At 42.4% G+C, this 25150-nt stretch carries 24 protein-coding genes; 19 read left to right on the plus strand and 5 right to left on the minus strand.

Annotated elements, in window-relative coordinates:
- The first annotated feature begins 115 nt into the window (after positions 1–115).
- The 3 genes from polA to coaE are packed head-to-tail and all read left to right on the plus strand — an operon-like array spanning position 116 to position 4209.
- The gene (polA, locus tag IGI96_RS15780) at positions 116–2761 is read left to right on the plus strand and encodes a DNA polymerase I (protein WP_438785341.1); all 2646 of its coding nucleotides are present in this window, start codon (positions 116–118) and stop codon (positions 2759–2761) included.
- 15 nt (positions 2762–2776) lie between these two features.
- Complete coding sequence (mutM, locus tag IGI96_RS15785) at positions 2777–3619, plus strand: DNA-formamidopyrimidine glycosylase (protein WP_223597355.1); 843 nt, start codon at positions 2777–2779, stop codon at positions 3617–3619.
- Positions 3616–4209 (plus strand): dephospho-CoA kinase, encoded by a 594-nt coding sequence (coaE, locus tag IGI96_RS15790; RefSeq protein ID WP_438785342.1) that lies wholly within the window; start codon positions 3616–3618, stop codon positions 4207–4209. Before mutM ends, coaE begins: the two co-directional genes overlap by 4 nt.
- Before the next feature lie 174 nt (positions 4210–4383).
- Here coaE and IGI96_RS15795 read toward each other — a convergent pair whose 3' ends face one another.
- Positions 4384–5163, minus strand: coding sequence for an ABC transporter ATP-binding protein (locus IGI96_RS15795; protein ID WP_438785343.1), 780 nt, complete (start codon positions 5161–5163; stop codon positions 4384–4386).
- A 168-nt stretch (positions 5164–5331) separates the two neighbouring features.
- Here IGI96_RS15795 and IGI96_RS15800 point away from each other — a divergent pair, with 168 nt between their 5' ends.
- The 12 genes from IGI96_RS15800 (at position 5332) to IGI96_RS15855 (ending at position 15561) form a co-directional block, all read left to right on the plus strand.
- A complete protein-coding gene (locus IGI96_RS15800) occupies positions 5332–5670 on the plus strand; it encodes a hypothetical protein (RefSeq protein ID WP_016609515.1) in 339 nt (112 codons plus the stop codon).
- Positions 5671–5917: 247 nt separating this feature from the next.
- A complete protein-coding gene (locus IGI96_RS15805) occupies positions 5918–6559 on the plus strand; it encodes a FusB/FusC family EF-G-binding protein (RefSeq protein WP_015509634.1) in 642 nt (213 codons plus the stop codon).
- 203 nt (positions 6560–6762) lie between these two features.
- Positions 6763–7233 carry a transcriptional regulator NrdR gene (gene nrdR, locus IGI96_RS15810; protein ID WP_005226004.1) on the plus strand — a complete coding sequence of 157 codons (471 nt, stop codon included), beginning with the start codon at positions 6763–6765 and terminating at the stop codon, positions 7231–7233.
- A 13-nt stretch (positions 7234–7246) separates the two neighbouring features.
- Positions 7247–8623: a replication initiation and membrane attachment family protein gene (locus IGI96_RS15815; protein ID WP_438785344.1), complete on the plus strand. Its 1377-nt coding sequence runs from the start codon at positions 7247–7249 to the stop codon at positions 8621–8623.
- The gene (gene dnaI / locus IGI96_RS15820; protein ID WP_005226006.1) at positions 8623–9552 is read left to right on the plus strand and encodes a primosomal protein DnaI; all 930 of its coding nucleotides are present in this window, start codon (positions 8623–8625) and stop codon (positions 9550–9552) included. The genes IGI96_RS15815 and dnaI overlap by 1 nt, the downstream gene beginning before the upstream one ends.
- Positions 9553–9576: 24 nt before the next feature.
- Complete coding sequence (locus tag IGI96_RS15825; protein WP_430616296.1) at positions 9577–10038, plus strand: hypothetical protein; 462 nt, start codon at positions 9577–9579, stop codon at positions 10036–10038.
- Between the two features lie 95 nt (positions 10039–10133).
- Entirely contained in the window at positions 10134–10829 is a 696-nt protein-coding gene (locus IGI96_RS15830; protein ID WP_430616297.1) for a tRNA (adenine(22)-N(1))-methyltransferase, read from the plus strand.
- Complete coding sequence (locus IGI96_RS15835; protein WP_288722814.1) at positions 10826–11944, plus strand: Nif3-like dinuclear metal center hexameric protein; 1119 nt, start codon at positions 10826–10828, stop codon at positions 11942–11944. The genes IGI96_RS15830 and IGI96_RS15835 overlap by 4 nt, the downstream gene beginning before the upstream one ends.
- Before the next feature lie 11 nt (positions 11945–11955).
- Positions 11956–13188 carry a peptidase T gene (gene pepT / locus IGI96_RS15840; RefSeq protein WP_438785345.1) on the plus strand — a complete coding sequence of 411 codons (1233 nt, stop codon included), beginning with the start codon at positions 11956–11958 and terminating at the stop codon, positions 13186–13188.
- A gap of 99 nt (positions 13189–13287) precedes the next feature.
- The gene (locus IGI96_RS15845) at positions 13288–14196 is read left to right on the plus strand and encodes a diacylglycerol/lipid kinase family protein (RefSeq protein ID WP_010748206.1); all 909 of its coding nucleotides are present in this window, start codon (positions 13288–13290) and stop codon (positions 14194–14196) included.
- Positions 14197–14229: 33 nt separating this feature from the next.
- Complete coding sequence (locus IGI96_RS15850; RefSeq protein ID WP_010748207.1) at positions 14230–14502, plus strand: DUF1294 domain-containing protein; 273 nt, start codon at positions 14230–14232, stop codon at positions 14500–14502.
- 27 nt (positions 14503–14529) lie between these two features.
- On the plus strand, positions 14530–15561 hold the full coding sequence (locus IGI96_RS15855) for a lysylphosphatidylglycerol synthase transmembrane domain-containing protein (RefSeq protein ID WP_438785346.1): 1032 nt from the start codon (positions 14530–14532) through the stop codon (positions 15559–15561).
- A gap of 38 nt (positions 15562–15599) precedes the next feature.
- Here IGI96_RS15855 and IGI96_RS15860 read toward each other — a convergent pair whose 3' ends face one another.
- A complete protein-coding gene (locus tag IGI96_RS15860; RefSeq protein ID WP_010748209.1) occupies positions 15600–17126 on the minus strand; it encodes an ABC-F family ATP-binding cassette domain-containing protein in 1527 nt (508 codons plus the stop codon).
- A gap of 309 nt (positions 17127–17435) precedes the next feature.
- Here IGI96_RS15860 and clpB point away from each other — a divergent pair, with 309 nt between their 5' ends.
- The 4 genes from clpB (at position 17436) to lepB (ending at position 23434) form a co-directional block, all read left to right on the plus strand.
- Positions 17436–20039, plus strand: coding sequence for an ATP-dependent chaperone ClpB (gene clpB / locus IGI96_RS15865; protein ID WP_438785347.1), 2604 nt, complete (start codon positions 17436–17438; stop codon positions 20037–20039).
- 167 nt (positions 20040–20206) lie between these two features.
- Positions 20207–21748, plus strand: a complete 1542-nt coding sequence (locus IGI96_RS15870) for an ABC transporter permease/substrate-binding protein (RefSeq protein ID WP_438785348.1) — start codon at positions 20207–20209, stop codon at positions 21746–21748.
- Positions 21745–22698 carry an ABC transporter ATP-binding protein gene (locus tag IGI96_RS15875; protein ID WP_005226017.1) on the plus strand — a complete coding sequence of 318 codons (954 nt, stop codon included), beginning with the start codon at positions 21745–21747 and terminating at the stop codon, positions 22696–22698. The genes IGI96_RS15870 and IGI96_RS15875 overlap by 4 nt, the downstream gene beginning before the upstream one ends.
- Positions 22699–22864: 166 nt before the next feature.
- A complete protein-coding gene (gene lepB, locus IGI96_RS15880; protein WP_005226018.1) occupies positions 22865–23434 on the plus strand; it encodes a signal peptidase I in 570 nt (189 codons plus the stop codon).
- Positions 23435–23495: 61 nt separating this feature from the next.
- Here lepB and IGI96_RS15885 read toward each other — a convergent pair whose 3' ends face one another.
- The 3 genes from IGI96_RS15885 to IGI96_RS15895 all read right to left on the minus strand — a co-directional run bounded on the left by IGI96_RS15885 (position 23496) and on the right by IGI96_RS15895 (position 25109).
- Positions 23496–23681, minus strand: a complete 186-nt coding sequence (locus IGI96_RS15885; RefSeq protein ID WP_005226019.1) for a hypothetical protein — start codon at positions 23679–23681, stop codon at positions 23496–23498.
- Positions 23682–23957: 276 nt separating this feature from the next.
- Complete coding sequence (locus IGI96_RS15890; RefSeq protein WP_016609503.1) at positions 23958–24623, minus strand: hypothetical protein; 666 nt, start codon at positions 24621–24623, stop codon at positions 23958–23960.
- Complete coding sequence (locus IGI96_RS15895) at positions 24624–25109, minus strand: nucleoside 2-deoxyribosyltransferase (RefSeq protein ID WP_010748216.1); 486 nt, start codon at positions 25107–25109, stop codon at positions 24624–24626.
- Positions 25110–25150: the final 41 nt, after the last annotated feature.

The raw sequence follows: 25150 nt of genomic DNA on the forward strand, positions 1-25150 counted from the left end.
AGGAAACTCGCCTTTTTTTTTGTATAAAATGAGAGAGAAAACAAAGCAATTCATCGCTTTTGTGCCCGTTCTTTGATAGAATAAAGAGGAACTTTTTGAGAAAAGGAGTAATCAAATGCCAAAAAATAAATTACTACTCGTTGATGGAAATAGTGTGGCTTTTCGCGCGTTTTTTGCGTTGCATAATTCATTAGAACGGTTTAAAAATGCCAATGGGCTGCACACAAATGCCATCTATGCGTTTCATACTATGTTTGAAAATGTGATGGCAAAAGAACAGCCAACACATGTTTTAGTGGCTTTTGATGCTGGAAAAACCACCTTCAGGACAGCGATGTATGAAGACTATAAAGGCGGACGTTCAAAAACCCCTGGGGAATTTAAAGAACAAATGCCTTACATTCGCGAATTGATCAACGCGGTAGGTGTTCAATATTACGAATTAGATAATTACGAAGCCGATGATATCATTGGCACATTGGCAAATAAAGTCGACAAAGAGCTGTTTGACGTTGTCGTTTTATCTGGCGATCGCGATTTGACCCAGCTGGCAACGGAGCACGTGAAAGTTGACATTACGGTCAAAGGAGTTAGCGAAATTGAAAGTTATACGCCCGCTCATGTGGCTGAAAAATATGACGGCCTAACGCCCTTACAAATCATCGACATGAAAGGACTAGCCGGCGATGCTTCCGATAATATTCCTGGTGTCACCAAAATTGGTGAGAAGACAGCCATCAAGCTATTGAAGGAATATGGCTCCGTTGAGGGGATCTATGAACACATCGATGAAATGAAAAAAAGCAAGATGAAAGAAAACCTGATCAATGACCGTGAGATCGCCTTTCTTTCAAAACAATTAGCAACCATCGATGTGGATGCGCCCATTGAGGTCGATGTCGACAAACTGAAATATGAAGGCAAAGACTTAGAGAAATTGGTGCCATTCTACCAAGAAATGAACTTTAATAGCTTCTTAGAGAAGTTGCAGATTACAGCTGAACCAGTTGAGATGGAAGACATTTTATTTTCGGTCGTTGAAGAAGTAACAGAAGATATGTTCCAAGGAGACACGGCATTGTATGTCGAGATGTTGGGGGATAACTATCATTTGGAAGACATCGTCGGTGTTGCTTGGGGCAATCAAGAAAAAATTTATGTCAGCAATCGTGAAGAATTGTTTGAAAGTCCAGTCTTTACCGATTGGTTAAAAGACGAGAAACGTAAAAAATTCGTCTATGATGCCAAACGCACGTACGTGGCGTTAAACCGGTACACGACCGCACCAAAAGGAATCGCTTTTGATGTTTTATTGGCAGCTTATCTTTTAGACACGAATGATACGAATAATGACATCGCAGGTGTTGCCGCTCACTATGGCTATGATGCGATCCAATCGGATGAAGCGATTTATGGAAAAGGTGCGAAAAAAGGTCTGCCGGCGGACGAGGAAGACTTCTTTGCTCATTTAGCCCGTAAAGTAGCAGCGATTACGAACCTAACACCAAAGCTTACGGAAGAATTGGCAGCGAAGAATCAAACAGCGCTATTTGAAGAAATGGAATTGCCTTTATCAATGATTTTAGCTGATATGGAGATTACTGGAATCAAAGTGGATGCGTCTCGCTTGCATCAGATGAAGGGCGAATTTGCGCAACGGTTGCATGAAATTGAAGAAAAAATCTATGCCGAAGCTGGTGAAACCTTCAATTTAAACTCACCGAAACAATTGGGTGTGATCTTATTTGAAAAAATGGGCTTACCAGTCATCAAAAAAACCAAAACTGGCTATTCGACAGCAGTCGATGTGTTAGAACAACTAAAAGAGCAAGCACCGATCGTTGAAGACATTTTGACTTATCGTCAAATCGCTAAGATCCAATCAACCTATGTAGAAGGCTTATTAAAAGTGATCCAAGGGGATGGCAAAGTCCATACACGATATGTACAAACCTTGACCCAAACTGGTCGATTAAGTTCTGTCGATCCGAACCTGCAAAACATTCCGATTCGTTTAGAAGAAGGTCGAAAGATCCGTGAAGCCTTTGTGCCACGAGAAGCTGATTGGGTGATCTATTCTTCTGACTACTCTCAAATCGAATTACGAGTGTTGGCACATATTTCAGATGATACCCATTTGAAAGAAGCCTTTATCGAAGGTCAAGATATCCACTCAAGCACAGCGATGCGAGTCTTTGGTATCGAAAAAGCAGAAGATGTGACACCAAATATGCGTCGTCAAGCCAAAGCGGTCAACTTCGGTATCGTTTATGGTATTTCCGATTATGGCTTATCCCAGAATCTAGGAATCACCAGAAAAGCCGCCCAACAATACATTGATACGTATTTTGAAAAATATCCTGGTGTGAAAACGTATATGGAGGATGTGGTTCGTGAGGCGAAGGACAAAGGGTACGTTGAAACCTTGTATCATCGCCGTCGTTACCTACCTGATATCAATTCGCGCAATTTCAATATTCGGACTTTTGCCGAAAGAACCGCCATCAATACACCGATCCAAGGCAGTGCGGCGGATATCTTAAAAATTGCCATGATCGATTTGGCGAAACGTTTGAAAGAAGAAAAATTAGCAGCAACGATGCTGCTGCAAGTACACGATGAACTAGTCTTTGAAGTACCTGAATCTGAATTGCCTCGTCTTGACGCTTTAGTGAAAGAAGTGATGGAGCAAGCCGTTGCATTGCATGTCCCTTTACTGACAGACAGCAATTGGGGCAAAACATGGTACGATGCAAAATAAATGAGGTGAACAGAGGTGCCTGAATTACCAGAAGTTGAAACGGTCCGCAAAGGACTTGAAAAACTTGTTTTAAATAAAACGATCGAATCGGTCGAGATCCTTTGGCCGCGAATCATCGAAAGTCCTGAAGTGCCGATCTTTTCGGCACTGTTGAAAGGGCAACGGTTTGAAAAATTTGAACGACGTGGAAAATTTTTGATTTTTAAATTGACAGATTATGATCTGATCTCTCATCTACGAATGGAAGGCAAGTACGAGTATTTTGAGTCAGACCCGATTGTCGATAAACATACACATGTCATTTTCCATTTTACGGATGGCAGTCAGTTAAATTACCACGATGTAAGAAAATTTGGTCGTATGACTTTAGTGGACAAAGACCAAAGCGCAGCCTATAAAGGCATCATGCAATTAGGTCCTGAGCCTAAGCCTGAATTGTTTTTATTGGAAGCATTTGAGCAAGGCTTAAAGCGGTCCAAAAAAGCCATCAAACCCCTTTTATTAGATCAAAAGCTTGTGACTGGTTTGGGCAATATTTATGTGGATGAGGCGCTATGGCAAGCGAAGATCCATCCCGAACAACCAGCAGATTCGCTCACCCCAGCAGAAGCCAACGTGTTGCATCAAGCGATCATCGATGTCTTGGAACGCGCCGTTGAAGCAGGGGGGACAACCATTCGGACCTATCTCAATGCATTGGGCGAAGCAGGAAAATTCCAAATGTCATTAAATGTCTATGGCCAGACGGGCAATCCTTGCAGGCGATGCGGGACACCAATCGTCAAGACCAAAGTTGCCCAACGGGGGACGCACTTTTGTCCTCAGTGCCAAAAATTGCATGTGAGGTCCAGCAAATGAGTTTTGTCTTAGGGGTCACTGGCGGGATCGCCACTGGGAAAAGTACCGTAGTCGCACATTTTCGCTCACTGGGCTTACCGATTATTGATGCCGATATCATCGCTAGAGAAGTCGTTGAACCGAATACGGAGGGCTTGCAGGCGGTGACGCAAGCCTTTGGTCCGCAGATTTTGACCGATGACGGGCACCTGGATCGGCAAACCCTCGGTGCCCTGATATTTAATGATCCAGAAAAACGTCGCTTGCTGAATCAGACGCTGTCGCCATTTATTCGACAAGAGATTTTGTCTCAGATCGAAGAAAAAAGGCAGCAAGTGCCCTTGTTGATCGTTGACATTCCTTTGCTTTATGAAGCCGACTACGACCAATACATGGATCAAACCGCAGTCGTTTATGTGCCAGAAGCGCTTCAAAAAGAGCGGTTGATGGCACGTAATCAATTGAGTGAGCAAGACGCGCAACAACGAATCGACAGTCAGCTTTCAATTGAGAAAAAGAAACAACGGGCCGATATTGTCTTTGATAATCAAGGAACGATCGCTCAACTCAATCAGCAGATCGATGAATGGTTAGCATCCTTAAACAAATAGATAAGACAGCAGGTTCCCTTCAGTAAAAGGGAACCTGCTATTTTATCTTTCAATAGCAAACCTAGCCCTATCATTTCCAAAAACAACTGGCGCTGAAACATGTCGGAAACTGTTTGGTTTGGAAAGTAAGACGATCGTGTATGAATGGTTAAATATCAAAGTACCAGCCCTGATTTATTTTGGGGTCACGATTACGCGATTGCTGGAAAAGGGGTGAAGAATGATCGGCTGATCATAAAAAGAGGTGAGAACCTCCTCAGTAAAAATCGTCTCTCGTTGACCAGCGGCGTGGACTTTGCCGTTTTTTAACATCAGCAAATGAGTGAAAATCGGTAGTAGCTCTTCCGTATGATGGGTAACGTAAAGAAGAGTCGGCGTATTCGGCAGATGTGAAAAAGCCTGCAGACGGGTTAGCAGTTCTTCTCGCGCAAATAAATCAAGGCCCGTACATGGTTCGTCCAAAATGAGGATCTCTGGTTGTGCCATCATGGCACGTGCGATCATGACAAATTGTTTTTCCCCTTGCGAAAGGACGTGATAGGAACGATGGATCAGATGCGACAAACCTAAGTCAGCCAAAAGCTCTTTTGCTTGGATCAGCTGCTCTTCTTCGTAGGACTCATAAAGACCAATACTGGAATAAAGCCCCGAAAGAACGATCTCTTCGGCAAGATCGCGACCATAAAACTTGCTTTGCAGCGCTGAACTGACCCAACCTATGCGCCGTTGAAGATCGGGCACAGACGTTTTTCCGTAACGCTCCCCTAAGACCGTTCGTTGACCAGAAGAAGGCCATAAACTTCCCGTGATCATTTGGAGTAATAAACTTTTGCCAGCACCATTCAGTCCTAAAATCGCCCAATGCTCATTTTTTTTCACTTGCCAATTGATCGCTTTTAATAAATAGTTATTGTTGCGAACGAATGAAACCTGTTGGAAATCGAGGATTGTCATCTATTGTCGAACCTTAAACAGGTTCTTCACCTCCAGTTGTAAGAAAATTCAGAAAATAATCGCTCATATTATAGCATAAAGAAAAACATTTTGCTGACTGTTTGGTATCGCATTCATATCTTTTGTCAGAAAACAGAATGCTTGTTATGATGAAACTATACAGGAGGGATGATAACTATGGGTACTTTTAAAGATGAAAAAGATGTGATCGTTGGCAAAGCCAAAGAAAAAATCGGTGAGTGGACCAACAATGAAGAACTTGCCCACTCTGGAAAAGAACAAGCACAAGAAGGTCAAATCAAGAAAGAGCACGATCAAAAACGAGTCAATGAACTAGATGATCAAAATGATGAGCGTGATGCCCGCAATGATCGAACCACCCCTGAAAATGTCAGCAGCGAAGAACTATTGCGAGCTGAAAATCCCGATGCAAATAAAATTTCTTCGAATGATCGACGGGATGCAGACCAGCTGAAGCATTACACAGGAATTGAAGATAAATTATAAACAAACATGGATGCCTTCGTCTTCTAGACGAGGCATTTTTGGGTTAATGAGACAAGAGAGGTTGAAAGACAACCACCTACACAGTTGACAATTTCTCAACCTCTCATTATAATCCATTAAGATCGCATGGAAAGCAGCAAAGAAATTGGGAGGTGGTCATCAAATGCTTATTTATGCATTGTGTACGACTGTCAAGAAAGTAGAACAGCCGCAATAGGAAACGGAAAATTAGAAAGAAGGCTTTTTTATGATCGAACCTTACCAATTTCATTCAATTAAACATCAAGTATACCAATTAGTACGAACGTATCAATCGGTCAATGATCCTCGAACGATCAAAACGGTTGAAACGATGACAAAAGACGCCATAGAACAATTTTTTCCTGAAGAAGAAACAGCACCACGAGAAATTTTAGCTGCTTTCTTTCAACCGGGGATGACGATCAGTCGCAGCAATGAGCTGTTAACAGAGCTCAAAGAGTACGTCCGACCCTTTCAGGTACCGACAACAAAACAAATTGAAAAAATGTTTCGGAAAGTAAAAAAACTGAAAATACCTGATTTTGCTTCCGTTGATTTAAAAGAGACCACCTATCTTTCTTGGGATGATATCGGTAGTCAAAGCAAGTTTATGATCATTGCCACTGAACAAGGGTTTACAGGACTTCACGGTCATGTCTCAACCGAGGTCAAGAAAGGAATCTGTCCCTTGTGTCAGCATGAAGGGAATGTCTCGATGTTTCTTTCTCTGACGAAAAGCAATGGCGATGGAACGTATACCAAACGGGGGAACTATATTTGTCGTGATAGCCAACGGTGCAATCAGCAGATGGAACAGCCAGCAAATTTGCATGACTTTGTTTCTTTGCTGCAAATGAAAGATAAATAACGAAATGAAACGGCAGAAAGATTTCTGCCGTTTTTTCAAATTCAAAAAAACAGTAGTTATAACATTATTTAAATTTTGTATTAAATGAACAGAATAAACCACTTTGGCTATTGTACCAACGGATTTCATGTTATAATTAATCATAGAAACCGATGACTTTACGTAAATACGTAAGCGCATAAGAGAGAAAATGAGGTGGAACTATGCAATGTCCAAAATGTCATCATAACAATTCTAGGGTAGTTGATAGTCGACAAGCCGATGATGGACGTGTGATTCGCCGCCGTCGTGAATGCGAAAATTGCGGCTATCGCTTTACAACATTTGAACGTATCGAAGAGGCACCCCTACTTGTGATTAAGAAGAATGGTGCCCGTGAAGAATTCAATCGCGAAAAAATCCTACGGGGTTTGATTCGTTCTGCTGAAAAACGACCAGTGACAATGGATCAAATGGAAACGATCGTCGATCATGTGGAAAGTCGTGTTCGTGCTCTTGGTGAAAATGAAATTTCTACAACACAGATTGGTGAGTATGTGATGGAAGATTTAGTTGATTTAGACGAGATCGCTTATATCCGTTTTGCCAGTGTCTATCGCCAGTTTAAAGACATGTCAGTTTTCTTGAAAGAACTACAAGACATCGTCGAAAAAGCGAAAGAACCACAAGAATAGAGGGGGACAACAAGTGGGCAATAGTTTACCGAATCAATCGTACAAAGTGTTCAAAAGCCGTCCACTTACAACGGAAGGGAAAGACGCCCTCATTTATTTGTATCAACCAATTATTGAAAGTGATGCTTTAGCGTTGTATTTGACACTCGCAAGTGATGTCCAAGCCCAAAGCTTTTCTGGCGAGGAGTCGATGACGACCGTGCATCTAGATATCTTGAATGCCATGAATGCGGGAATGCCTCGCTTCATAAAAGCCAAGCAAAACTTAGAGGGCATCGGCTTGCTAAAGTCTTATGAGAAAGCAGATGCACAAAACGGGAGCTCGTATCTGTATTGGTTGCAAGAACCGGTCCATCCAGCAGCGTTTTTTCAAGATGAATTGTATACTTATCTGTTGTTGGAAAGAGTCGGGGAGCGTAAATTTAATCAGCTGGTCAAGCTGTATCAACCAAAGCAGTGTTCCTTGACCGATTATCAGGAAGTGACTCAATCCTTCTCAGCCGCCTATGGGTTAAATACCGCACGTTTTGCTTCACATGAAGAAACGTTACAGACAGTCAGTGATTCTTTTCAAGAAACCAAAGCGAACTTGATGCTTGACGAAAAGCAGTTGGATTGGGACTTTCTTTTATATGAAGCGCAGCGTCGGTATATCCGTGCCGCTAATTTCACGCCAAGTTTTCGACAAAAGTTAGTTCTATACCATTCTTTATATGGCTATGATGTGTTGGAATTGTTGGATTTGATGGCGGATAATGTTTCTTTGACAACAGGCGAGGTCGACCAGAAGAAGCTGGAACAAGCCATCATGAAGAAATCACGACAAACATTCACGAAAACATCAAAAAGAGAAGATCCCCAAGCGGAAAGTCAGTTGCGCCGCTTCAATACCTTAAAACAGAATGGTTTTTCAGAAAATGATGTATTATTGATTCAAGAAAGTGAGAACAATGCACCGATCGCTTTTCTCAAGGCGATCAAAGCGGAGAAAAACAGTTTTATGACCGATTCAGAACAATGGCTGATCAAGAGCCTTGTCGAACGGTCACCATTGCCAAATAGTGTGATCAATGTGCTGGTTCATTATGTCTTGGTGGTCCAAAACAATGCCGCTTTGTCAGGAAATTATGTGAACAATATCGCCGCCCAGTGGTCAGAATTAAAAATTGGCACGGCAGAAGATGCCATCAAACATGTTCGGAGCCTTGTTCGAAGTGCCAAGGAAAAACGCAGCCGACCACAAACCAGCGGCAAAAAACTCATTCGCGAAGAAAAGCTGCCTTCTTGGGCTGAAAAACCAGTGGAAGAGACAGCATTAACGCCAGAGCGACAAGCAGAATTAGATAAAAAACTGCAAAACTACTTGCATAAGAAAGCTGGTGACAAGTAATGGAAGATGTAGGGAAAAACTTAGGAAAACTATTGGATAAACGCAATTACCGTGATCAGTTTTCAGCAATGATGGCAGAGGTTTTACAAGATCCTGATGTCAAAGCGTTTATTGCCGAAAATGAAGAGGTATTGACCGAAGCAGATATTCAAAAAAGCTATGCGAAACTGTATGAGTTCGTCCAAGAAAAGCGGAAATTCCGCATCAATGATCCATCCATGATCGCACCGGGTTATGAGCCGCGCTTAGCGTTAAATTTTCATTTTATTGACGTCACCTATGTACCAACGAAAGAACTACTGGCATATCAGAAACAAGAAGAGATCCGCAGTCGCATCAAAGCGATGGATATGCCTAAAGATATACAAGAAGCAAGTTTTGCAGATTATCAGCAAACGCCTGGCCGAATGGAGGCCATCGCAGCTGCCGTTGATTTTATTAGTGAGTTGACAGCCAATCCACAGGAGTTTCATAAAGGACTATACTTTGTGGGGAGTTTTGGGATCGGAAAAACCTATCTGCTTGGCGCGATCGCCAGAGATTTAGCGGAGGCAGGCTACACGACGACATTGGTTCACTTCCCGACATTTGCAGTAGAGATGAAGCAAGCAATCGGCAAAGATCAGGTGGGGGATAAGCTGAACGCAGTGAAAAAAGCCCCAATCTTAATGATGGACGATATCGGTGCGGATGCGATGAGCAGTTGGATTCGTGATGAAGTCTTCGGTGTGATTCTACAATACCGAATGCAAGAGCAACTCCCGACGTTCTTCACCTCGAATTTTACTATGCATGAGTTGGAGCAGCATCTTTCAGTAACGCAACGCGGCGAATCCGAACCATTAAAAGCCAAACGTATTATGGAGCGTATTCGTTACTTGACACAAGAAATCCAAATGACGGGCAAAAATCGACGAAATGATGCCTAAAAAAACCATTACTGGAGGAAGAAGATGATGAAAAAACAAGTGATTCTAGGCTTGTCCTTAGCAGCAGTGCTGCTGTTAACGGCTTGTGGCAGTCCCGAAAACAACAATGCATCAAGTGGCGATAACACGCCTTCTGAATCAAGTGAGAATGCTAGTTCCGTTGCCAATAGTTCTTCAGAGAGCAAAACAGCGACGGTTTTTACTGGCATTATTCAAGAAGATGCCCGAGCAGGTTCAGATGATACCTTTCAATTATTTTTGAAAGACGTAGCGGCAGTTGAAGATGAGGATCAAGTCGTCCAAAGTTTTCAAAATGATGGGGTCATTCTCCACGTCCCTGTTGAGGCCTATTCAGGAGAGATCGAGGAGTTAGCTGAAGGAGACAAGGTCCAAGTGTCGCTGCAAGGCGTCCCGATCATGACGATGTCGATCCCACCGCAAATTCCCGGTAACTCGATTCAAAAGGTTGAATTAGTGAAGGATTAATGCAATGTGCGCCTTGGCAATGGCACCACAGTCAAGACGCACATTTTTTTCTATTTATGGAAAGCGTGTTATACTACGAAAGAAGGAGTGACAATATGAACGAACATGCATTATCGGATCGTTTGGCTTGCGTGGGCGAACAAATTCCCGACCAAGCACGTATCGCCGACATCGGCTCCGACCATGCTTATTTACCTGTGGCATTGATGCTGCAGAACAAAATCACTTATGCTGTAGCTGGAGAAGTCGTTCAAGGACCTTATGATTCTGCCAGTAAACAAGTACGTAAAAACGGGCTAACAGAGAAGATCGTGGTGCGCTTAGCAGACGGATTGGACGCTATTCAGCCAGCAGATAAGATCGACACGGTTGTTGTTGCTGGAATGGGGGGGACTTTGATTCGCTCTATTTTAGAAGAAGGCAGCAAAAAAAATCGCTTAGCGGGGGTCAAACGTTTGGTCTTACAACCGAATGTTGGCGAAAGGACCTTGCGGGAATGGCTCGTTGATCACAATTTTACGATCATTCATGAAGTGCTGTTAGAAGAAAATGACAAAAATTATGAAGTCATCGTTGCGGAAACTGGAAAAGCGACGTACACGACCCAGCAATTATTTTTTGGTCCCTTTTTATTAAAAGAAAAAAATCCAGTTTTTTATAAAAAATGGCAGCATGAATTGAAGCAGCGTCAACGAGTGGTCAAAGAGTTAGAGAAAGCCAAAGAACCACCTGCTGAGAAAATGAATGAATTGAAAGAACAAATCGAATGGATCAAGGAGGTACTGGCATGATTTCTGGTCAAGAATTTATCAAACGCTTTGAAGCATACTGCCCGTTATGGTTGGCAGAAGAAGGCGATCCTGTTGGTCTGCATGTTGGTACATTAAACAAACCCCTCGAGCGAGTCATGATGACCCTTGATGTCCGTCCAGAAGTGGTAACCGAAGCCATCGAGAAAAAGATCGACTTGATCATCGCGAAACATCCACCGATCTTTCGCCCTTTGAACCGCTTGCTGACCGATGATCCGCAACAAAAGATGTTGATGGATCTCGTCAAGCATGATATCGCCGTTTACGCCGCCCACACCAATATGGATATTATTGAAGACGGTTTGAACGATTGGTTTTGTGAACTGCTAGAAGTTGAACCAGATACGTACTTGAAGCAAACCCATCAAGTAAAAATGAAGAAACTAGCTGTATTTACACCTGTTGAATCGGCACCAGCATTGCGAAAGGCATTAGGAAAAGCTGGTGCTGGTCAGCAAGGCAATTACCAGAACACCAGCTATTCATTGATTGGCACCGGTCGCTTTACACCACAGCAAGCGGCGCATCCTGCCATCGGTGAGATCGGAAAAGAAGAACAGGTGCAAGAAGCGAAAATCGAAGTCATTTTTCCAGAAACGATCGAGAAAAAGGTCCTTTCGGCAATGATCGCTGCTCATCCTTACGAAGAGCCAGCTTATGATCTGTATGCCTTAGACAATTTGCCGAAGACCTATGGAATCGGACGGGTTGGCAACCTCGCTGAGCCTCTTTCCATTGATCAGTTTGTCGCACGTGTCAAAGAGCGGTTTGGTTTGACTGCTTTACGGGTTGTCAGTTTTCCTAATGCACCTGAAAAAATTCAGCGAATCGCCATTTGTGGCGGCAGTGGTCAATCGTTTTATTCCGATGCCTTACGCCATCAAGCGGATGTGTACATCACTGGCGATATCAGTTACCATTTCGCCCATGACATGCAAGCCAATGGGTTGATCGCGATCGATCCAGGGCACAACATCGAAAAGGAATGTATTCCTCGGTTTATTGAGAAATTCAATCAGTGGAAAGCAGAAGAGAACTGGGCTGTGACCTTTGTTCCTTCCACCACTTCAACAAATCCATTTGACTATAGATAGGAGAATCTTTTATGTACGAAAATTTATTGCCTCGCTTTTTAAAATATGTCAAAACAGAAACACGTTCGGATGCAACAAGCACCACAACCCCTTCCACCCAAACACAAGTCGCGTTTGCTAAAGAACTGCAAAAAGAACTTGAAGAACTAGGGTTAAGCGATGTTCATTACAATGAATCAAATGGTTTCGTGATCGCAACATTACCAAGTAACGTCGATCATGACGTGCGCTCCATCGGTTTTATCGCCCATATGGATACCGCCGATTTTAATGCAGAAAATGTTGATCCGCAGATCATCGAAAATTACGATGGCGAATCGACCATTAAATTAGATAAAGAAGGAAAATACACATTAAACACAAAAGATTTTCCGAATTTAAAAAATTATGCTGGCGAAACCTTGATCACTACCGATGGTACCACTTTATTAGGTTCTGATGATAAGTCGGGTATTGCAGAAATCATGACGGCCATGGAAATTTTACTGAAAAACTCAACGATCAAGCATGGGGAAATCAAAGTCGCTTTTGGCCCTGATGAAGAAATTGGTGTTGGTGCAGATAAGTTCGATGTGGAAGATTTCAATGTTGATTTTGCCTATACAATGGATGGCGGTCCAGTAGGAGAATTGCAATACGAAACCTTCAATGCGGCGCAAGCTGAAATTACGATCCAAGGAAAGAATGTCCACCCTGGAACAGCCAAAGACACCATGATCAACGCCTTGCAACTAGCAGTCGATTTTCAAAATGCGCTACCTGCTGATGAAGTTCCTGAGAAAACCGAAGGGACAGAAGGGTTCTTCCATTTGATGAGCCTTAGTGGTTCAGTAGAAGAAGCGAAAATGGCATACATTATTCGAGATCATGACCGGAGTCGTTTCGAAGAAAGAAAAGCACAATTATTAGCGGTTCAAGAAAGCTTGAATGCCCGCTTTGATGAACCACGAGTGCACGTACATCTATATGATCAATACTACAACATGAAAGAAATCATCGAAAAAGATATGAGCATCATTGATTTAGCGAAAGATGCGATGAAAGCAGTTGGAATCACACCGATGACAGAACCTGTCCGTGGTGGGACCGATGGCTCGAAAATCTCCTATCTAGGGATTCCAACCCCGAATATCTTTGCTGGTGGAGAAAATATGCATGGACGTTATGAGTTCGTCTCACTACAATCAATGATGAAAGCGACCGATGTGATCGTGAAAATCGCCGAACTGAATGCGCAAGCATAGCAGCAGCTTCTTCATTGAAAGAAAAGAACAACTTTAGGGCTGGGAACTCTTCACGCAGGTCTTGCGTAAGGCCCGGCCTTTTATTAGGATGTGAATAGGATGAAAATTCTCGTATTATACAACGATACAGCGGGGAAAAGTGAAGCAAAAGAAACAGCAGAAAAATTCCAAGCCTATGTGAACGAACAAGGCGATGAGCATCAAGTGTTTTTACAAGCATCAAATCCCGATGTTGACCCTGAGGATGTTAAAGAGGCAGCCAAGAAACATGCGGTCGATACGATTGTTATTATTGGTGGGGATGGAACGATCCATCATGGGCTGCAAACATTCAAAGAAAAGCTGGATGAGCTGAAGATCGGGATCATTCCTGGAGGAACGGTAAATAACTTCGCTCGAATGTTAGGTATTCCAGTCAAGCCAGAAGAAGCGTTTGAGAATATTTTAACAGGGGTTGAACGTCCGATCGATTATGGGATGGTCAATGATCAAGTAATGATCTCGACGATGACCATTGGTCTTTTAGCAGATACTGCAGCAGCAACTTCCCAAGAAGAAAAACAACAGTACGGTCCGTTGGCGTTTATGAAACGGTTCATTCATCTGTTGATCAAAAAGAAACAATACAAATTGGAAGTCATCGCTGACGAACGGAAATGGCAGGGGAAAAGTCAATTACTGACGATCGTTATGTCGAATTCAGCAGGTGGGTTTAAGAACTTTGATGAAGAAGCAAAACCTGACGATGGCTTGTTCCATGTTATTCTTTTGCCAAAATTGAACATTTTACGGTTTATTTTGTATTTGCCAAGAATTATTCGGGGTAGAATTGCCAAAGTACCAAGTGTTGAATACTTCACTGCCGCAAAGGTCTCGATCAAAGCGAAAGAAAAAACGGTTCATACTCGGACCGACGGCGATCCAACGGATGATCTGCCAATAGAGATGAAAGTCATCAAGCACGGGTTGACGATGTTGGTACCTGAGGAAGCACAAGAATCAAAATAATGGTCCCTACGATCAATCATATGGAGGAAATGGATGGATGCACTGATTTACAATCCATTGTGGTTTTATTTAATTGCAGTCAATCTTTATCTTTTCTGTCTGATGGGTTATGATAAATATCAGGCAGTAAAACAAGGTTGGCGGGTTCCCGAAGCAAATCTCCTTTTTATGGGGGCGATTGGCGGCGGATTAGGCGGTTTGATCGCGCAACGCGTGTTTCGCCACAAAACAAGAAAGAAGAAGTTTTATTTCTTTTTTGCTTTCGGCACCGTTTTTGCTATCCTGCTGATGGTCTTTTTTGCATAAATTCGGTTTAACAAGCAAGGAGTTAATATGAAAACTAAAGTGAAGTTCGCCCTTAATTTACTTTTACTAGTAGGCATTCTGGGTGTGATGTATTTTTTTGTCCGTAACTCGATGATGGAAATTTTAGCGGGGCTAAGAGAGACCAGCTTTCTCGTCGTCTTACTGGTTATGGGGCTTGGCACATTGTACCTAGTGATTGAAGGACGAACAGTTAAAGAGATCGCAGTGACTTTTCAACCGGAATTCACCACCAAGGCGGGGTTTATAACCGTCTGTTACAGTGGGTTTTATCGGATCGTGACGTTTGGCGCGGGCACCTTGATCTCAGAGGTGAATTTTTATCGTAAAAATGGTTTGCAGTTGTCACAAGGGGTTGGGGTCACCACTTTACACATGGTGATGTATAAGTTTGCCATATTGACTTATGCGATCGCTGGGTTGATCATTCAATTCTCGTTATTCTATGACAATGCGCCGAATATGATTTGGGTGATATTGGCGGGGATCGTACTCGTCTTTTTGATCATTGCCGCTTTATTGGCACTTTCTGTCAGTATCAACATTCAAGTCTTTTTTGTGATCGTCAGTAATAAGCTGTTCAAAAGTGCGACATTAAGAGGAATCGTTGACAAATGCAACACCCAGATCTATTCTTTGCGAGAAACGGTCAATGCAATCATTACCGACCGGACCGCTTTTTTACGCATCTATCTTTGGAATCTTTTGAAGATGCTGCCTTGGTACGTGATCCCTTATGTGATTCTTGTCGTGCAGCACCCAGAGATCGATTTCTTGTTGACGTTATCCTTCATCAGCTTTGCCGTCGTCTTGTCCGGAGTGATTCCAACACCGGCAGGGATCGGTTCCTTTGAATTTATTTATATGCTGCTTTTTGGTCCATTAGTCGGCACAGTCGATGCAGCATCTTCTATGCTGCTGTATCGCTTAGCGACATTCATTTGGCCATTCATTATTGGCTTTGCATATGTAATGAAAGAAAAGCGCAAAGACATTAGCCAAGAGCTGACAGAGCTTAGAAAAGAAAAAGTGGAAAGTTAAAAAAACGCTTATCTTCGAGTAGAGGATAAGCGTTTTTTTTAGTCTTTCAAATCAATGATCCGATCAACAAAGGATTCATAGAATTCAGCTTCATGGGAAACGATCAGAACGGTTCCGGGAAAAGCTGCCAGGGTTTCTTCCAAATTGTTTTTCGTGTCTTGATCGATATGGTTGGTCGGTTCATCAAGAATCAAAAAGTTGCTTTTGATCAACATCATTTCAGCTAACTTCACTTTTGTCTGCTCGCCACCACTTAATAATTTCAATTCCTCTTGAGCAAGCTGGCTAGGTAATCCCGCACGAGAAAGTTGTCGTCGCAATTCTTTGTTGGTTGCCTTTGGGAAAAGATCCTCGAGGTATTGCAGAGGCGTCTGTAATGGATACTCCCAGTCAAGATCTTGAGAAAAGTAATTAAACTTTGTATGCTGTGGGTAAGAAACGGTTCCTTCAATTGCAGGGATCACACCAAGTATTGTTTTGATCAACGTCGATTTACCGATCCCATTAAATCCCCGAATCGCAATTTTTTCGCCATAGCGGATCGTTAGGTTGATTGGCGATAGTAAAGGCTTTTGGTCATAACCGATCACTAGATTGGTCGTCTCTAATGCCAAGGTCGTAACGATCGGTGCCAAATCAAATCCTAGATGCGGTTTAGGGACATCTTGGGGTGGGGTCAAACGTTCGATTTTTGCCAATTGTTTTTCACGACTCTTTGCCATTGTTGAACGAGAACCAGCTTTGTATTTACGGATATAGCTTTCGGTTTTCTTGATATGCTCTTGTTGTGCTTCGTATTGCTTCATATAACTTTCATTTTGCAGCGTTTTTAGCTTTAATGCTTTGTCTAAATTCCCCGTATACTTAGAAAGCTTGCCAAATTCGATATCAATGATATGGGTCGTGATTTCATTCAAAAATTGTCGATCATGAGAAACGACTAAGTAGGTACCAGTAAAGTCCTGTAAAAACTCAACCAGCCATTTGATATGCTCATCATCTAAGTGGTTGGTCGGTTCATCTAAAATCAGCATGTCAGGTTTTTCTAGCAGCATTTTTGCTAAAATCAATTTTGAGCGTTGACCACCACTTAAGGAAGCAAGGGGGGTATCCATGCCGAGAACCGAAATACCTAATCCTTCTGCTAAATCATCGATCAATGTATCCATTTGGTAGAAATTTCCTTGATCCAATTGATTTTGCAATTCGCCGGCTTTTTCTAAAAGCTTATCGTCAAGACTTTCGCCATAAGCAGTATAAAGATCTGCGATCTGTTGTTCTTTTTCGAAGTCTTCTGCAAAGGCAGAGCGCAAAAAATCACGGATCGATTGCGTTTCATCAACATTGACATATTGATCCAAATAGCCCATTTTCAAATTTTTCGGAAATTGAACAAAGCCATCGTCTGGGAGAATTTCTCCTGTAATGATTTTGATTAAAGTACTTTTGCCGGCGCCATTCCGTCCAATCAACCCGACTTTTTCCCCACGGTTGATTTGAACGGAAACATCTTCGTAAAGCAATTTGTCGCCAAATTGTTGGCTAATATTTGTTAATGTTAACATCGTTTCCTCCATATAAAAAAGCTGTAAACAGTAGACGTTACAGCTAAGTAGATAATCTTACTGAATAACTATCGCCAAAGAGCGATCAAAAGGATCAGGAAAATCGATTGTTCCTGACCAATCAAGACCTAGCATACCATTGCGGCTTCCTATATGTCAATTTTCATGAAAGAATACTGAAAAAAATCTTGATCTTCGAGGGAAATCTTTTGACCATTACTGACCAATATTGTATAATAGAAGAGTAGAAAAAAGGATGCTGCTTGCAGTGTACTAATTTTTCTGACTACCATTTTGGGAGGGAAAAGTATGAACCCAGAAAAAATGACGACTACATTACAGAGTGCCATCGCGGAAGCACAGCAGATTGCCATGACGCGTCACCACCAAGAAATCGATATTCCGCATTTATGGAAGATTTTATTGCAAGCCAATCAATTCGGCCGCAATTTTTATACGGATACAGGCCTTGATGTCGATGCATTTGAAAAGGAAGTCGACCAGCTACTAGATGAACTGCCTTCGGTTGAAGGAGGAAATGTTCGTTATGGTCAATCCATGAGTCAAAATCTGTTTCATCTTTTGTCTGAGGCAGATCAATTAAAAAATGAATTTCAAGACGAGTATCTTTCCACAGAAATCGTCCTTTATGCGTTGATGAAATTGAAAAATCATCCATTGACGGTGTATTTAAAGAAACAAGGAATCACCGCGAAAGAAATCAAGCAAACGATCGAAACATTAAGAGGAGGGGATCGTGTGACCTCACAAAATCAAGAAGAACAATACAAAGCATTAGAAAAATACGGCGTTGACTTGGTCCAACAAGTCCGCAGCGGAAAAATGGACCCCATTATCGGACGAGACGAAGAAATTCGCGACGTGATTCGCATCCTTTCTCGGAAAACAAAAAACAATCCCGTTTTGATTGGTGAACCGGGGGTTGGTAAAACAGCCATTGTTGAAGGATTGGCTCAACGGATCGTGCGAAAAGACGTCCCAGAAAACCTAAAAGACAAAACGATCTTTTCTCTGGATATGGGTGCCTTGATCGCAGGTGCCAAGTTCCGAGGTGAATTTGAAGAGCGTTTGAAAGCCGTCTTACAAGAAGTGAAAAAAGCCGATGGACGGATCATTCTCTTTATCGATGAGATCCACAATATTGTAGGTGCTGGTAAGACGGAAGGCAGCATGGATGCTGGAAACTTACTAAAACCAATGCTGGCACGGGGAGAATTGCATACGATTGGCGCAACCACCCTTGATGAATACCGTCAATACATGGAAAAGGACAAAGCCTTGGAACGTCGTTTCCAAAAAGTGCTGGTACAGGAACCAACCGTTCAAGATACGATTTCGATTTTACGTGGCTTGAAAGAACGGTTCGAGATCCATCATGGCGTCAATATCCATGACAATGCGCTTGTTGCTGCTGCGACCTTATCTGATCGGTATATCACGGACCGCTTTTTACCAGACAAAGCCATCGATTTGATCGACGAAGCAAGTGCCACGATTCGGGTGGAAATGAATTCGATGCCTACCGAGCTCGATCAGGTCACTCGACGTTTGATGCAATTGGAGATCGAAGAAGCCGCACTGAAAAAAGAATCTGATGATGCATCGAAAAAACGTTTAGGCATTTTACAAGAAGAATTGGCGGAATTGCGTGAAGAAGTCAATACCATGAAAATGCAGTGGGAAACGGAAAAAGAAGAAGTCAATGCAGTTTCAAATAAACGGGCAGAGATCGATAAAGCCAAGCATGAGTTGGAAGATGCTGAAAATAACTATGATTTGGAACGGGCAGCTGTTCTTCGTCATGGGACGATTCCCCAACTGGAAAAAGAACTCGCTGAATTGGAAGAAAAAAACCAAGACGAAGGCATTCGGATGGTTCAAGAGTCAGTGACAGAAAATGAGATCGCCTTAGTCGTGGGCCGCTTGACAGGAATCCCTGTTGTGAAATTAGTGGAGGGCGAACGAGAAAAACTGTTGAAATTAAATGAGACCTTGCATCAACGAGTGATTGGACAAGACGAGGCAGTCGATGCCGTCAGTGACGCAGTCATTCGTTCCCGAGCTGGTCTGCAAGATCCAAATCGACCATTAGGTTCCTTTTTGTTCTTAGGACCGACCGGCGTCGGTAAGACCGAATTAGCGAAAGCGTTAGCGGTCAACCTCTTTGACTCTGAAGAGCATATGGTTCGGATCGATATGAGCGAATATATGGAAAAACATTCGGTGTCTCGTTTGGTCGGTGCCCCTCCAGGCTATGTTGGATTTGAAGAAGGCGGACAATTGACCGAAGCCGTTCGACGCAATCCATACACGATCGTCTTATTGGATGAGATCGAAAAAGCCCATCCAGATGTCTTCAATATCTTATTGCAAGTGCTTGATGATGGCCGTTTGACAGACTCAAAAGGACGCGTCGTTGATTTCAAAAATACCGTCTTGATCATGACTAGCAACATCGGCTCTCAAGTCTTGCTAGATGGCGTGACTGCAGAAGGGACGATCCCAGAATCTGTCGCAGAAACTGTCCGTAATCTCTTGAGAGGCCATTTCAAACCAGAATTCTTAAATCGGATCGACGATACGATTTTATTCACACCGCTTAGTCTAAGCGATGTGACAGGCATCGTCGACAAGATCATCGCACAGCTTTCACAACGACTGGAAGTCCAAGATATACTGTTGACGATCACTGAAGAAGCCAAACGCTGGATCGCTGAAAATGCTTATGAGCCAGCGTATGGTGCGCGACCTCTCCGTCGGTTTATCACAAGAGAAGTCGAAACCCCATTGGCAAAAGAAATCGTTGCTGGCAGAGTCTTACCAAAGACCCAAGTCACGATCGAATTATTGAACGATCAGCTGGTTTTTGAAAATACGCCAATGACCGAGTAATAAAAAGAGAACAAATGAATAAATACAAAACGATGGTTGCCATTTCATTGGCAGCCATCGTTTTTTTGTCTCTCAACATATGACAAAAAAGTTCTCCTTGCTTGTTGTTTGGAGGAAATTCGCACTTCGATTATACTGTTCTTATGGAGTAGGAGAGGAATGAAAAGATGAATACTTTTTTTGAAACGTTGAATGAGCGAAAAGGGGAATTGCTGACAGCTGTCTTTGAACATTTGTCATTGTCGATCATTGCGCTGCTCGTGGCGATCGTTATTGCTGTTCCTTTAGCTATTTGGCTGGTTAATCATAAACGGGCAGCGGAAGTCGGCCTACAAATAACGAGTGTGTTACAGACGATTCCATCACTGGCACTGTTAGGTTTATTGATCCCATTCGTGGGGATCGGAACGCCACCTGCATTGATCGCATTAGTTATTTATGCGTTATTGCCGATCTTTCAAAATACCTATATTGGCCTTTCGGAGATCGATCCATCAATCGAAGAAGCTGCTGCGGCATTTGGTATGTCTCGGATGCGCCGATTGATCAAAGTCGAGTTGCCGATTGCTTTGCCTGTCATAATTTCTGGGATTCGCACGGCGCTGGTCTTGATCATCGGAACAGCGACCTTAGCCGCTTTGATTGGCGCTGGCGGGTTAGGTTCCTTTATTTTGTTAGGGATCGATCGAAATGCGCCTGAGTTAACGTTGATTGGTGCGATCGGGTCTGCTTTGTTGGCGATTGTTTTCAGTACCCTGATCCGTTACCTGCAACATTTAAAACCGCGCTATATCTTGATCACGTTGGCAGCAATCATCTTGCTGATTGGTGGGGTTTCCTTCTCACAAAGCGGATTTTTTGCTCCCAAAACCATTACGATCGCAGGGAAACTAGGGTCTGAACCTGATATCTTGATCAACATGTACAAAGAATTGATTGAACAAGAAGACCCTGATGCCCAAGTTGAACTAGAGCCAAATTTTGGAAAAACCTCTTTCTTATTCAGCGCATTGGACAATAGTCAAGTTGATATATATCCAGAGTTTACTGGTACCGTGTTGGAGAGCTTAGTTGAGGTACCAGAAGAGCTTGCGAGTCAAAAACTTGACTCCGACGAAACCTATACCGAAGCAGTCAATCTATTGAAGGATCAGTTTGAGATGACCTTGCTTCAGCCGATGGCGTATCAAAATACCTATGCGTTGGCTGTCAAAAAAGAATTTGCTGAGGAAAATGGACTAACCACGATCTCTGATTTGAAGAAAATCGAAAATCAAATCAAAGCTGGCTTCACTCTCGAATTCATTGATCGGACGGACGGATATGCGGGGATCCAAGAACTTTATGAGCTAGATTTTCCAAGTGTCCAAAGTATGGAACCAGCATTGCGTTACCAAGCCATCAATAATGGCGATATCAATCTACTGGATGCCTATTCCACGGACAGTGAATTGCGTCAATATGGCTTAGTTATTCTAGAAGACGATCAGGAACTATTTCCACCTTATCAAGGAGCGCCTTTGATGAAAGAAGCCTTTGCCAAGGAACATCCAGAAGTCGTCCGTGCATTGGAAAAGTTGGCAGGGAAAATCACCGAAGAACAAATGAGTAAAATGAATTATCAGGTCAATGTCGAAGGAAAAAATCCAGCAGAAGTCGCACGTACCTTCCTGATAGACGAAGGATTAATTAAGGAGGGACAAGAATGACACCAATTATTGAATTTAAAAACGTCAGTAAAAAGTTTGATCAAAAACTAGTGATCGATCAATTAGATCTGAGTATCAATAAAGGAGAAATCTTTGTTTTGGTCGGTCCTTCTGGGAGTGGGAAAACAACGACTTTGAAGATGATCAACGCGTTGTCAGAACCGACAGATGGTGATATTTACTTCAAAGAAAAACGCATCAAAGAATACAATATTCAAAAGATGCGTTGGCAAATGGGGTATGTTCTCCAACAAATCGCTCTGTTTCCGACGATGGATGTCAAACAAAATATCGAAGTGATCCCAGAGATGTTAGGGTGGTCAAAAAAAGATCGCTCAGAAGCCGTGGATCGTTTGCTGACACAGGTCAAACTTGACCCAGAGCAGTACCGTCATCGAATGCCGAAAGAATTGTCTGGTGGAGAACAGCAACGGATAGGGATCTTGCGCGCATTAGCTGCCAATCCCGAAATCATTCTGATGGACGAACCCTTTAGTGCCCTTGATCCAATTTCTCGTAATTCCTTACAGGAGCTAGTCCTCGATCTGCACCAAGAGCTTGGGACGACGATTATTTTTGTCACGCATAACATGAAAGAAGCGGTAAAATTAGGGACGCGCATCGCTGTGATGAATCAAGGGAAGATCGTTCAATGCGATACACCAGAAGTCATTGTTTCACAACCAAAAACCGCTTTTGTGAAAAGCTTCTTTGAAGAAACCGGGGAAGATGAAGCGAAACTGGTCACAGCAGGAGATTTGATACGGATGAACTTTTTCAGCAATGACATCAATCAAGCTGACCCGAAAATTGCAGCATCTACGCCATTAAATGAGTTGTATACTTTATTTGCGAGTCATGAGACGTTGGTGATCGAAGAAAATCACCAACTGATAGGGAGTCTACGTCGAAAAGATGTGTTTGCTTTCTTGAGTCGTGATCGAACGTAAACGATTCTTTTCGCAACGAGAAATATCATAATTTTTTTAAAATCGATGATTTCTCTTGCTCAAAGCAAAAATTCCACGTAAGATTGAGGAAGATATCTTTTGTCAAAATGGCAGAACAAGCTTTCGCCGATGACAAAAGATGCAGTAAAGGAGCGAAAGAGCAGCTATGGTAAAAATCCTCAAAGAAAATTGGTTACTGCTTTTCTTTATCGTCGCCGTGGTTCTCATCCGTCTGTTTGTCCTGACCCCAGTTCAAGTCAGTGGCCATTCTATGGACCCAACGTTGGCAGATAAACAGCGTTTGATTGCATCAAAAATCTCCTCCTATGACCGACAAGACATCGTGATATGTGTTGAACCAGATGATCCAAGTAAAATCGCTGTCAAGCGGTTGATTGGTTTACCCGGTGATACCATCGAGATGAAAGATGATGTCCTAACGATCAATGGAGAAGTATACGAAGAACCCTATTTAGATGAGTTTAAAGAGAAATTTGCAGACGATCAATTACAAGACGAATATTCTTATCGTGAAATGTTTCAGCAAATCGCCGCTGGTGCGGAACAGTTTACGGAAGATTTCTCAGAAACGGTGCCTGAAGGCAGCTATTTTGTGATGGGAGACAATCGTTTGATCTCTAGAGACAGTCGCAGTTTCGGGGTTGTAACGGAAGATCAAATGGAAGGGAAAGTGCTGCTGCGCTTTTGGCCATTGAATCAAATCAAACTATTTTAATCAAAAGAAAAAACATTCTTGCCAGTGCAGCGAAAACGATCGCAACTGACAAGAATGTTTTTTAGATGACCCAAGCGACAAATGCAACCATTGAAAAGAACATTGTCCAAACCGCAATAATAGCTGATGCAATAAAAATAATTTTGATTGATAAAGGTTGGACAAATTTTCGAGCATCTTTAGAGAACGCATAGGTGATCGATGAAAAAATCAAGCAGCATAAAATAAAAAACACTGTTAGAACCATAAGCCTCTCCTTTACTGACGCAACGTCAAATGAATAATGTAATTATAACAGACCATGGTTTTTTGGGGAAATAAAAATGATTAAACGAGGGAATTTTTTTGTGGTTGTAATCGTTTTATAGGGAAGTGTAAGAAAGGTCAAACCTTGATAGACAGCGAATCTATAAAAATAAGATGTGTTATTTAAGTATTTTTATAAATTTTTCTTTATGAATAAAAGAACAAAAGAAAAAAGCTTGTTGAAAAACGATGGTTTCAACAAGCTTTTAAAGGTCGTTTATGATAATTTTTTAATCCGATAACTTTCAAAGTAATCAGGTTTGCCTCGACCTTGCACATACGCGATCACGCCCATTAAGGCAGCACCAATCGTGTTGGTCAGTAAATCACCCATCGTATCCATCAATGCTTCACGACCGATAAACGGAGTACCATCTAAGGTTGCATAACGTTGGAGGTTCATTCCACCAACAGAATCGCAGATAAACTCCCAAAACTCCCAGAAGATACCACACAAGCCGGCAAAAGCAAAGCCCATCAATAAGAATAACCAGGGAGAGACGTTTGAAACTTTGACTTCTTTCAGTAGCAGACAGATCAATCCATAGCCGACAGCCGTCAAGACCATTGGACTTACCGCATGCAGAATTTTATCCCAGAAAGCAATGGTTTCGATCAAATGTAAGATCGTCCCCATAAATACAGAGATCAGCAAGAAAAACCAATAAAAGTAGACGGTGGCATTTGGTAGCTGGATTTTCAAGAACTTTTTACTCATTTCTGGGACAAAGATCAATAAAATCCCAAGCAAGGCTTGGGCGAGGAAAATCAATCCTTGTGTTTGCGGATAGACCCCACGGAAGAATTCCCACAAAGAAAAACAAAACACGAGAACACCGAAAATAGTGAATACCTTTTGCAGTCGCTGATAATTTTGCCCCATTTAGTTGTCCTCCGAAAGATAGTCGGCTAAGCCAGCTAAAAGGGCTGCTTCAGAGGAGTAAATCTCCCCGTTTAGCTTGATCAAACCCACCGTATAAAGATTGACATAGTGGAATTGGTTTTCCGCAACGGTTTGTAATGCTGCCAGCTTTTGCTGATTGTCGGCACCTTGTTGGCGACTATCCGTATAAAGCCCTAAAACAGGAATGCCTTTTGCATAGGCGACACCGATCTCAGAGGCAACCCCAGCATCGATGGTCAAACCATCCAGCAATGCGATCATCAAATCACTTTCCAGCACTTTTTCGGTATCTGCCAAAGCGATCATTTTGCTATCCGCATAGGCAGATTTATCATTGATCGCGGCATTTTCTTGAGGTAAATAAATCTCCAGCTGCGGATACTGCTGACGAATCGACGCAACAAGTTCGGCGTTGTAGCGCAGGTCACTAGCAGCAAACAGGGGAGCAGCAAAATATAGTTTCATTCAAAAACACTCCTTAATCATTCATAGTTGTACGTTTTGTT

Origin of the sequence: Enterococcus sp. DIV0421 (genome assembly GCF_051713745.1) — a bacterium.
Classification (GTDB): Bacteria; Bacillota; Bacilli; order Lactobacillales; family Enterococcaceae; genus Enterococcus_D; species Enterococcus_D casseliflavus.